Here is a 10,612-nt window from a genome sequence, read left to right on the forward strand (position 1 = left end):
CGTGGCCATCGCACTATCCACAGTGGACGACCGACCGGTCCGCAAGGCCCCGCGGCGCCCCAAACCCGCGCCCGGCACCAAACGGCTCTCGCCGCTGCGGGTGATCGGCACGCTCGTGGTGTGGCTGTTCACCGCGTTCAACATCCTGGTGCTGTACTGGCTGATCGGAGCGGCGTTCAAGACCCCGCTGGAGATCTTCCGCAACCCGCTGGACCTGCCCCGGCAGCTGTTCGTCACCGGCCGGCCGTTCCGCAACTTCGCCTACGCGTGGGACTCCGCGGAGTTCGGGCACGCGTTCCTGATCACCGTGATCCTGGTGGCGGTCTGCTCGGTGGTGATCGTGCTGATCTCCGCGCCCGCCGCGTACGCGCTGTCCCGGCTCGGGGTCCGCGGGTCCGGGCCGCTGACCGGGTTCATCGCGATCGGCATGGGCATCCCGTTCCAGACCGTGATCATCCCGCTGTTCATCGTGCTGGCCAAGGTCAAACTCACCAACAACCTGTTCGGCCTCGGCGTGGTGTACGTGGCGCTGTCGCTGCCGTTCACGGTGTTCCTGCTGACCGGGTTCTTCCGGTCGCTGCCCGACGAACTGGAGGAGGCGTCCGCGATCGACGGCGCGTCGCCGACCCGGACGTTCTGGTCGATCATGCTGCCGCTGGCCCGGGGCGGCCTGATCACCGCGTTGATCCTCAACGCCATCGGGCTGTGGAACGAGACCCTGCTGGCGATCGTGTTCCTGCAGGAGAACGCGAACTTCACGCTGTCGCGGGCGCTGTTCACCTTCTACAACGCCGCGTCCTACCAGTCGGAGTACGGCGGCCTGCTGGCCGGGGTGGCGATCATCGTGCTGCCCATGCTCGTGCTCTATATCCTGCTCGCTCGTCGGATCATCACCGGCCTCACGCTCGGCGCCGGGAAGTAGGGAGAGCTCCTAGATGGCTACGGTCTCGTTCCGGGGCGCGACCCGGTACTACGCCGGCAACGACAAACCCGCGGTCGACGGCCTCGACCTGGACGTCGCCGACGGGGAGTTCCTCGTGCTGGTCGGCCCGTCCGGCTGCGGCAAGTCCACCACGCTGCGGATGCTCGCCGGCCTGGAAGGCGTGGACGACGGCGAGATCTGGATCGGCGACCGCAACGTCACCGACATGGAGCCCCGCGCCAGGGACATCGCCATGGTGTTCCAGAACTACGCGCTGTACCCGCACATGTCCGTGCACGAGAACATCGCGTTCCACCTGAAGATCGCCAAGATGCCCAAGGCCGAACGCGACCAACGGGTCGCCGAGGCCGCGAAACTGCTCGACCTGGAGCAGTACCTGGAGCGCAAACCGGCGAAACTGTCCGGCGGGCAACGCCAACGCGTGGCCATGGGCCGCGCGATCGTCCGCCAACCCCAGGTGTTCTGCATGGACGAACCACTGTCCAACTTGGACGCGAAACTGCGGGTGCAGACCCGCACCCAGATCGCGTCCCTGCAACGCCGGCTCGGCACCACCACCATCTACGTCACCCACGACCAGGTCGAGGCGATGACCATGGGCGACCGGGTCGCGGTCCTGCGCGACGGGCTGCTGCAGCAGTGCGACACCCCGGTCGGGCTGTTCGCCAAGCCGCGCAACGTGTTCGTGGCCGGGTTCATCGGCTCGCCCGCGATGAACCTGATCCCGGTCCGGGTGCAGGACACCGGCGTCCCGTTGGGCGGCGCGACGATCCCGCTGACCCCGGCCCAACGGTCCGCGCTGACCGGCCCCACGGTCGTGGTCGGCATCCGCCCCGAGGGCTGGGACCTGGTCGACGGCGCCGACGGCCTGACCGTCACCGTGGAAGCCGTCGAAGAACTCGGCTCCGACCAGTACCTGTACGGCTCCTCAGAAGCGAAACTGGTGGCCGTGGGGGAGAGCGCCGACCACCAGGAAGCGCCTCACCCGATCGTGATCCGAACCCCCGGAATGGCCGACCACCAACGCGGCCAACAACTGGGAGTCCGCCCCCGCCCCGGCGCGGTCCACCTGTTCGACAAGGAAACCGGCGACCGCCTCCCCGACGCCTGACGACATCCGCCTGGCGCCTCACGCGCCAGGCGGCATCACCCGCGCCTGGAGGCCGGCCACCACGATGTCCAGTCCGGTCGCGAACCCCAGATCGAGGAACTCCCGCGGCACGCGGCCGACCTTGCGGGCCTGTTCCTCCAGGGTGTACCCGTTGACGAAACTGGTCACCGCGTCCACCCCGGCGACCGCGCCCTCGAAACTCGCGCCCGCCGCGCACAGCATGTCGACCATCTGCGTGAACCCGTCCATCATCAACGGGGACACGTCGTTCATCGTGCTGATCAGCCGGGCGCCGTCGCGGCGCGCCAGCATCGCCCGCCGCAGGCCATGGCCGAACGCGCGCAGCCGCTCCGCCCAGTCACCGGTGTCCGGCAGGTCGGCCGCCATCCGGGTGAGGACCTGCTCGGCGATCGCGTCCAGCAACGCCTGCTTGCTCGCGTAATGCCAGTACAGGGCACCCGGCCGCACCCCCAGCCGGTCGGCGAGCTTGCGGGTGCTCAGCTCGTCCAGGCCGACCTCGTCGAGCAGGGCGACCGCGGCCGCCAGCACGTCCGCCTGACGCAGCGGCATCGGCCCTCCCAGTCCCGTCGGTGATCACCCCATCTTGCCACTTGAACACCGACCAAGTAACTTGAACACTGACCAATTGAGCACTGTTCAAGTTCTGGGAGGGGTCATGCGAGTGGCGGTCATCGGGGCCGGTGTCGGCGGACTGTGCCTGGCACAGGGACTCGTCCGCGCGGGCATCGACGTGCGCGTGTACGAACGCGACCCGGCGGTGGACAACCGCTACCAGGGGTTCCGGATCGGCCTGGGCGGCCCCGGGTTGGCCGCGCTGCGCGAATGCCTCCCGCCCCGGCTGCATACAGTGCTGGACGCGTCCACCGGCCAGCTCGACGGGTCACGTCGGATCGTCGACACTCAGCTGAAGCAGACCGGGGAGATGGGGGAGATGTACGGCGGCATGGCCACCGACCGGCGCGTGCTGCGGCACCTGCTACTCACCGGCATGCCCGTCGAGTTCGGCAAACAGCTCACCCGCTATGACGAACTGCCCGACGGCACCGTGCGCGCCTCGTTCGCCGACGGCACCAACGTCACCGCCGACCTGCTCGTCGGCGCCGACGGCGTGAACTCCGCCGTACGCCGGCAACTGCTGCCACACGCCGAACTGGTCCAGGCAGGCTTCGGCGGACTGCTGGGCCGCACCACCCTGACCGACCGGTTCGCCGCCCTCGTGCCCGGCTTCGGCACCGCCGTGCAAGGCGACCGGGTGTCGATGCTGCTGGGCAAGATGCAGTTCCGCCGCCCGCCCCACCTGGCCGCCGTCGAACTCGCGCCCGACGTGGCGCTGCCACCCACCTCGAGCTACCTGCGCTGGGTGATGATGCTGCCGCCGGACACCGACACGTCCGACGACCCGCGCGAAGTGGTCCTCGACCTCATCCGCGACTGGCACCCGATCCTCAACGACCTGGTGCGCGACGCCGACACGGTCGCCGACATCGGCCAGATCCGGTACGCCAAACCGGTCGACCACTGGGGCACCCGGCCGGTGACCCTGTTGGGCGACGCGATCCACGTCATGCCACCCAGCGGCGGCCTCGGCGCGAACACCGCGTTCGTCGACGCCGCCACCCTCACCCGCGAACTGGCCGGGGGTGGGCCGCTGCCCGCGTCCGTCGAACGCTACGAACACGCCATGCTGGACCACGGCTTCGCCGCCGTCCAGCACAGCCTGGACGCCACACCGCAGTTCGTCCCTACGCGCGCAGCGCGTCGATGACCCACTCGAACGCCGGCACCGCCTCCGGACGCCGCGGCCAGCCGTTGATCACGCTCAACAGCGTCCAATAACGCTCCACCCGCCGGTCGGAGAACGTCGCCAACGTGTCGGCCAACACCAGCCGCCGCTCGCGCGGGATGTCGGCGGACACGATCCGGCCCAACACCTCCTGGCCCTCCGGCGAATCCGGCGCGATCCCAGCCGCCACCGCACCACCGGCGTGCTCCATCACCGGAGCGGGATCCACCGACTCCGGTGCCTGGACCGTCGACGACCGCGACCCGGCCACCGCCATCTCCCGCACCCGCGCCTTGAACGACGGGTCCGCGACCAGTTCGGCCAGCTCGATCCACGCGTCCACCTGCTCAGGCGTGGGGTCGTCCGGCAGGTCGGCGGGCATCGTGCGCATGCCGTCGGCGATGTGCGCGCCCTCTGGCCTCGGCTCGACGCCCGCGAAAGCCTCATCGACGAACTCGTCGATGATCCGCTGCCGCTCCCGCGCGGACAGCTTGGCCAGTTCGTGCATCAGTCTCATCTCCTCGGTCGTACTGCCACGTCGCGCGACCGAACTCAACACCGCCCGGCGCAGCCGCAACGTGCGGATCTCGGCATCCAAGGCACGCACATGCGCACCAGCCACATCCGCCACCGTCACCTGCCCGCGCAGCACCCGCTCAACCGTGTCCAGGTCGATACCCAGCTCCCGCAGCGTGCGCACCAGATCGAGCCGGGCCGCCGCCTCAGCGTCGTACAGCCGGTAGTTCCCGCTGGTCCGGCCCGCCAACGGGACCAAGCCCAGGTCGGACCAGAACCGCACGGTACGCACCGGCAGGCCGGTAGTTCGGGCGAGCTGCCCAATGGAGAACAGCCCGGATTCCTCGGTCACGCCGATCAGCCTCAACCTTCCAGCGACTGGAGACTCAACCGAATTCCGCGACACCCCGCGCCGGTGGCGTATCGGCGCTACCGGTAGTGGGTCACGGTTGTCCGGCCTGGTCCCAGTTTGTGCCACAAGGTCAACGGCAGCCACACGAACACGCCCCACGCGCCGCCGGTGACGATGGTGAGGAAGAGGTGCAGTCCATGGCTGGTGTGCTTGGGTTGCCTGGTGATCGCGACGGCCGGCATGCCGACACCTTGCTGGTTAACGATATTCACCACCACCGGCGGCTGAACCGGGAGTGCGACCGCCTGGGCGGGTGTGACGTCCACGAAGGTGATCGACACCGATTCCACCTCCACCAGACGGCCGTCGTAGTTCCGAACGGATACCTTGTCGGCCACCGCGGCGACCGAGCCCTGCACCGCCGCGCCGTAGTCGTCGGTGGCGGTAACCAGCATGGACTGGCCTGGTGCACAGCTGCGGAACAAGGTGCGCAACACGTCAATCGTGTATGTCATCGCATGGACCCCTCGGCGCTCGTGTGAGCGAAATGTGTGGCCTGACATCATCGACCACCGCGGCCGCTCATGACCAGCCGGGTGTTCCCCGTCCGCCTGGTCAGCGGCGCCTGGACTTGCGGTGATGGCCGACAACGGCCAGGACATTGACAACCATCGCGATGGTGAGCAGCGTGGCCGGCGTTGAGCCCCAGATGCGCGCGACCATGACCACCATGACCACCCCGAGGCCGAGGAGCAAGGCCACGGCGACACCTGTCGCCGCCCGGACACCGGGTCGCACCGGCTGGCCGGGCGGTGCGAGTTTGGCCCACAACCATTTGCCCCAGATCCTCTCACCGAGCGACAGGGGACGACGCCCCCGTGTCGGGGCCGCGACCTTGGTCGGCGCGGGCCCGGCAACCGCCGCGACGGGTTCGCCAGCCAGGGCCAGCGCCTGCGGGATTGATGGACGTTGACCCGGGTCCTTCGCCAGCAGTCGCATGATCAGATCGGCCAGCCGCCCCGCTCGTTGGGGTGCCGGCGGGTGGTCGAACAGCACCGCGCCCAGCGTCCCGGCCGTGGTGTCCCGCCGGAACGGCGAGAATCCCTCCACCGCCTGATACAGCGTCGCTCCCAAGGCGAACAGGTCGCTGGCGGCCAGCCCTTCCGCGCCACGCACCCGCTCCGGCGCGACGTACTCCATCGAGCCGACCACCATGCCGGTGGCGGTCAGCGCGGTGTCGGAACTGTGGACCGCGATGCCGAAATCGGTCAGCAACACCTGGCCCCCAATGGTCAGCATGATGTTGGCCGGTTTCACATCCCGGTGCGTAATGCCCGCCTGGTGCGCCGCCCCGAGCGCCTGGAGCACCGCCACGGCGACCGTCGCGGCCTCGCCAACCGAGAGCGGGCCGTCCTCGTCGATGCGCTCATCCAGTGAGCGTCCCTCAACCAGTCGCATGACCGTCCACGGGACACCGTTGTCGATGACGATGTCGTGCACGGCGATGATGTTCGGATGGTCGCGCAACTGCGCCGCGTTGCGCGCCTCCCGTTCAGCGCGCGCCAGTCGCTCCACTCTGTCGGCTGCCGACATCAATGCCGGCAGCCACACCTCCTTGACCGCCACGTCCACGCCCAACGCCTCGTCATGCGCCCGCCACACCCTGCCGAACCCACCGGCCCCAAGCCTGCCCAGCAGCCGGTATCGCCCCGCGACCACGCGACCCGGCTGCGTCTCCTGCGTCACGGGACGCAAGTGTGCCCGCTGACCGGCCACCCGCGAATAGTTTGGCCGCAACACGACATCCCGTAGACCCCACAGTCACACCGTCGACAGGAACCGGTCCAGCACGCGAGTGCCGAACTCCAGGCCCGCCACCGGGACCCGCTCGTCCACCCCGTGCGCCATCGCCCGGTAGTCGAACCCTTCCGGCAGCCACAGCGGCGCGAACCCGTAACTCGGGATGTCCAGGCGCGCGAACGCCTTCGCGTCCGTGCCGCCGCCCATGCAGTACGGCACCACGACCGCCTGCGGGTCCTGTGACTGGATCGCGGCGGCCATCGCGTCGAACCAGGGGGAGTCCACCGGGGCTTGGACCGCCGGGCTGCGCGCCACCACCTCCCGCGTCACCCCCGGCCCCAGCAACGAGTCCACCGTCGCCAGCAACTCCGCCTCAGTGCCCGGCAATGTCCGGGTGTCCACCTCGCCGACCGCGGTCGACGGGATCACGTTGACCTTGTAACCCGCGGTCAGCACAGTCGGCCGGGTCGAGTTACGGACGGTGTTCTCCACCAACGACGCCGCCGCGCCCAGCCGCGCCACCGTCGCGTCCACATCGGACAGATCCACCTCGACACCGAGCGCGGCACCGGTCCGTTGCAGGAACGCCGTGACCGTCGGGGTCAACCGCACCGGCCACGCGTGCGACGCCAACCGCCCCAGCGCGTCGATCAGCTTCACCACCGCGTTGTCGTCGTTGCGGCGCGACCCGTGCCCGGCGCGGCCGGTGGCCGTGATCCGCAGGTGGGATGTGCCGCGCTCGGCCGTACCGACCGGATACAGCCGCACCGGCGCCCCCGAGGCGTGCCGCACGTGATACGAGTAGCCGCCGGACTCACTGATCGCCGCCCCGCAGCCCTCGAACAGCTCCGGATGCTCGTCCACCAGCCACTCCGCGCCCCACAGGCCCTGGTCCTCCTCGTCGGCCACGAACGCCAGCACGATGTCCCGGCGCGGCCGCAGATCCGCCGCCGCCCACCCACGCAGCACGGTCAACACCATCGCGACGAAATCCTTCATGTCCGTCGCGCCGCGCCCCCACACGTACCCGTCGGCGATGTCCCCGGAGAACGGGTCACGCGTCCACTGCACCGGATCCGCCGGCACCACGTCCAGATGCCCCTGCACCAGCAACGGCGGCAACGACGAGTCCACCCCGGACACCCGCGCCACGACATTGCTGCGACGCTCGGCCCGCTCCAGGACCTTCACCCCGATCCCGGCCTCGGCCAGCACCGACGCGACCAGCTCCGCGGCCGGCCGCTCACCCGCGCAGTCACCGTTGCCGTGGTTGGTCGTGTCGAACCGGATCAGCTGGGAACACAGCTCGGCCACCTCAGCCATAGATACCCTCCACGGCGCCCGCCGCGATCGCGGTCACCACCTTGAACGCCTTCATCGCCTCGGTCATCGACACCGCGTCGAACCCGACCCGCCGGACATCCACCAGCGACACGGTCGGCACGACCGCGGCCGCGTGCGCCAGATGGGTCGCGTCGAACTCCACCTCGATCCGGTGTGACTGGACCGTTCCCTCGCCGCGGCCCGCCGAAACCATCGCCTCCGCGCAGGCCGACTGGATCAGCTGCGCGGTCCGCGTCGGCGGCAGGCAGATCGCCGCGTACCGGCTCACACACTCCTTCACCGCGACCGTCCGCGCGCCCGGCGCGTAGTCGTTCGCGTCCACACACGTCCGGTCGTCACCCGTCACCACCAGCACCGGGACACCGTGCTCGGCGGCCAGCGCCGCGTTGAGCCGGCCCTCGCTGGCATGCACGCCGTCCAACCACACCCCGGTGATCGAGTTCTCCAGGTACGTGTGCGCGAGGACCCCCTCGACGCCCGCGCCGGCGTGGTAGCCGAGAAACACCACGCCGTCCACACCCGAATCGATACCCTGCATCATCGACAACGGCTTGTGCCGGCCGGTGAGCATCGCCGCCCGGGGATCCAGCTCCTCCAGCAGGAGGTTGCGCTGCGACGAATGCGCCTCGTTGACGAGCACCTCGGTCGCGCCGCCCGCGCACAACCCGGCGACGCCCGCGTTGACGTCCCCGGTGAACACCCGCCGGAACCGCTGCCACGGCTCGGTGCCCGGTCGCACGTCATCGGTCCATGTGACGCCAGTGGCGCCTTCCATGTCGGCTGAGATCATGATCCGCACGCCCCACACCGTAGGGCCTTGTGTTACGTCTTGGCACGACTTTCCGGTACTCGTTGACTTCTCAACCCGATGGATGGTTATTTCTTCGCAATCGTGCAGGAAGAGGTGGTGGACGTGCTGTTTCGACGTCGATGGGCGGGCGCGCTGGTGGCGGCGTCCGCGCTGGTCGCGACGCCTTTCGCGGTAGTGGGGACCGCGCAGGCGCAAGGTCAGACGACGCTGCGGGCGGGGGTCACCCAGGAGTTGGACTCGCTCAACCCGTTCATCACGATCACCCGGATCGGCACCGACCTGACCCGGCTGACCTACGAGTACCTCACCACCTACGACCCGACCGACTACCACCCGGTCCCCGGCCTGGCCGAAAGCTGGAAGACCAGCGACGACAAGCTCACCTGGACGTTCACCATCCGGTCGGGCGCCACCTGGTCGGACGGGCAGCCGGTCACCGCCAAGGACGCCGCGTACACGTTCAACACCATGATGACCAACCCGACCGCGGCGACCGCCAACGGCAACTTCGTCCAAGGCTGGGACTCGGTCACCGCCACCGACGACAAGACCCTGGTGATCAGGACCAAGGAACCCCGGTCCACCATGCTCGCCCTGGACGTGCCGATCGTCCCCGAGCACATCTGGTCCAAGGTCACCGACCTCAAGGCCGAACCGCCGCTGCCGCTCGTCGGCGACGGGCCGTTCATCGTCGACGACTACAAGCCCAGCCAGTTCATCAAACTCAAGGCCAACAAGAACTACTGGCGCGGCGCGCCCAAGATCGGCGAGCTCGACTTCGTGTACTACAAGAACGTCGACGCCGAGGTGCAGGCCCTCAAGAAAGGCGAGATCGACCTGATGAACCGGCTCGTGCCGGCCCAGTACGAATCGCTCAAGGAAGACCCGACCATCCGGCTCAACACCGGCGCCGGCCGCCGCCTCAACGAACTGCTGATCAACCCCGGCGCGACCAGCTCGGACAACAAACCTATCGGCGACGGCAACCCCGCGCTCAAGGACGTCAAACTGCGGCAGGCCATCGCCCAGGCCGTCAACTCCAAGGCCCTGGTCGACAAGGTGTGGGGCGGGTTCGCCAGCGAGGCCTCCGGCTACATCCCGCCCGGGTTCGCCGAGTTCCACTCCGACAGCGCGGTCAAGTTCGACCCGGCCGCGGCGAACAAACTCCTCGACGACAACGGCTACCCCAAAGGCAACGACGGCGTCCGCGTCGACAAGACCGGGAAACCGCTGAAACTGCGGCTGCTCGGCCACGCCGAGACCAACCTGGACGAACAGGGCTCCAAGTACATCACCGGCTGGCTCAAGGACATCGGCATCGCCGTGGACGTCCAGCTGGTCAGCGACCAGAAGATCAACGACGCCACCACGGCCGCCAACTACGACCTGGTGTTCTCCGGATGGAGCGCCAACCCCGACCCGGACTACGTGCTGTCCCTGCAGACCTGCGCGGCCCGCCCGAACGCCGACGGCAAGGGCGCCACCCCCGACTCGTTCCTCTGCGACCCTGAATACGACTCGCTGTACCAGCAGCAACTCGCCGAGACCGACCGGACCAAGCGCGTCGAGATCGTCAAGAAGATGCAACAGGTCCTGCAGGACCGCGCCGCCCTGGTCATCCTGGGCTACGACAACCCGCTGGAGGCCTACCGCGCCGACAAGTGGGCACCGTTCACCACGCAGCCCAGCACCGGCGGCGTCATCATGAACCAGCAGGGCTACTGGGGCTACTACAGCGCCACCCCCGGCAAAACCGACAAGAACGCCGCCGCGTCCGCCGACGCCACACCCACCGCGGCACCGGGCGGCAACACCGGCCTGATCATCGGACTGGCCGGCGGCGGCGTGGTCGTCATCGCCGCGGCCGTGCTTGTGGTCGCCCGGCTACGGCGACGCGGCACCGCGGACGAACGGGAATGAGACAGTGACGG

10 protein-coding genes are annotated in these 10,612 nt (G+C 69.0%); 4 read left to right on the forward strand and 6 right to left on the reverse strand.

Translation table 11 applies throughout. The features are described 5' to 3' along the window. Position 1: 1 nt before the first annotated feature. Together EV192_RS16830 and EV192_RS16835 are read left to right on the forward strand one after the other, a co-directional pair. Positions 2 to 922, forward strand: coding sequence for a carbohydrate ABC transporter permease (locus tag EV192_RS16830; RefSeq protein WP_132116234.1), 921 nt, complete (start codon positions 2 to 4; stop codon positions 920 to 922). 13 nt (positions 923 to 935) lie between these two features. Next, positions 936 to 2,054: an ABC transporter ATP-binding protein gene (locus tag EV192_RS16835; protein ID WP_132116236.1), complete on the forward strand. Its 1,119-nt coding sequence runs from the start codon at positions 936 to 938 to the stop codon at positions 2,052 to 2,054. 18 nt (positions 2,055 to 2,072) lie between these two features. On the opposite strand, the gene EV192_RS16840 is transcribed toward EV192_RS16835, so the two are convergent. Beyond that, on the reverse strand, positions 2,073 to 2,624 hold the full coding sequence (locus EV192_RS16840; protein WP_132116238.1) for a TetR/AcrR family transcriptional regulator C-terminal domain-containing protein: 552 nt from the start codon (positions 2,622 to 2,624) through the stop codon (positions 2,073 to 2,075). A 106-nt stretch (positions 2,625 to 2,730) separates the two neighbouring features. On the opposite strand from EV192_RS16840, the gene EV192_RS16845 reads away from it, so the two are divergent. Further along, a complete protein-coding gene (locus EV192_RS16845; protein ID WP_132116240.1) occupies positions 2,731 to 3,840 on the forward strand; it encodes an FAD-dependent oxidoreductase in 1,110 nt (369 codons plus the stop codon). On the opposite strand, the gene EV192_RS16850 is transcribed toward EV192_RS16845, so the two are convergent. The 5 genes from EV192_RS16850 to EV192_RS16870 form a co-directional block, all read right to left on the reverse strand. Then, positions 3,818 to 4,726 (reverse strand): helix-turn-helix domain-containing protein, encoded by a 909-nt coding sequence (locus tag EV192_RS16850; protein WP_132116242.1) that lies wholly within the window; start codon positions 4,724 to 4,726, stop codon positions 3,818 to 3,820. The genes EV192_RS16845 and EV192_RS16850 overlap by 23 nt on opposite strands. Before the next feature lie 77 nt (positions 4,727 to 4,803). Continuing rightward, positions 4,804 to 5,241: a hypothetical protein gene (locus EV192_RS16855; RefSeq protein ID WP_132116244.1), complete on the reverse strand. Its 438-nt coding sequence runs from the start codon at positions 5,239 to 5,241 to the stop codon at positions 4,804 to 4,806. A 100-nt stretch (positions 5,242 to 5,341) separates the two neighbouring features. Further along, positions 5,342 to 6,472 carry a serine/threonine-protein kinase gene (locus EV192_RS16860; RefSeq protein ID WP_165960421.1) on the reverse strand — a complete coding sequence of 377 codons (1,131 nt, stop codon included), beginning with the start codon at positions 6,470 to 6,472 and terminating at the stop codon, positions 5,342 to 5,344. A 75-nt stretch (positions 6,473 to 6,547) separates the two neighbouring features. Further along, positions 6,548 to 7,849 carry a M20/M25/M40 family metallo-hydrolase gene (locus EV192_RS16865; RefSeq protein ID WP_132116248.1) on the reverse strand — a complete coding sequence of 434 codons (1,302 nt, stop codon included), beginning with the start codon at positions 7,847 to 7,849 and terminating at the stop codon, positions 6,548 to 6,550. After that, the gene (locus tag EV192_RS16870; RefSeq protein ID WP_207926086.1) at positions 7,842 to 8,669 is read right to left on the reverse strand and encodes a M55 family metallopeptidase; all 828 of its coding nucleotides are present in this window, start codon (positions 8,667 to 8,669) and stop codon (positions 7,842 to 7,844) included. Before EV192_RS16870 ends, EV192_RS16865 begins: the two co-directional genes overlap by 8 nt. A 114-nt stretch (positions 8,670 to 8,783) precedes the next feature. Between EV192_RS16870 and EV192_RS16875 the strand changes: the two genes are divergently transcribed. Next, positions 8,784 to 10,601 carry an ABC transporter substrate-binding protein gene (locus tag EV192_RS16875; RefSeq protein ID WP_243726885.1) on the forward strand — a complete coding sequence of 606 codons (1,818 nt, stop codon included), beginning with the start codon at positions 8,784 to 8,786 and terminating at the stop codon, positions 10,599 to 10,601. The last annotated feature ends 11 nt before the right edge of the window (positions 10,602 to 10,612 follow it).

This window comes from Actinocrispum wychmicini, from assembly GCF_004345645.1.
Lineage (GTDB): Bacteria > Actinomycetota > Actinomycetes > Mycobacteriales > Pseudonocardiaceae > Kibdelosporangium > Kibdelosporangium wychmicini.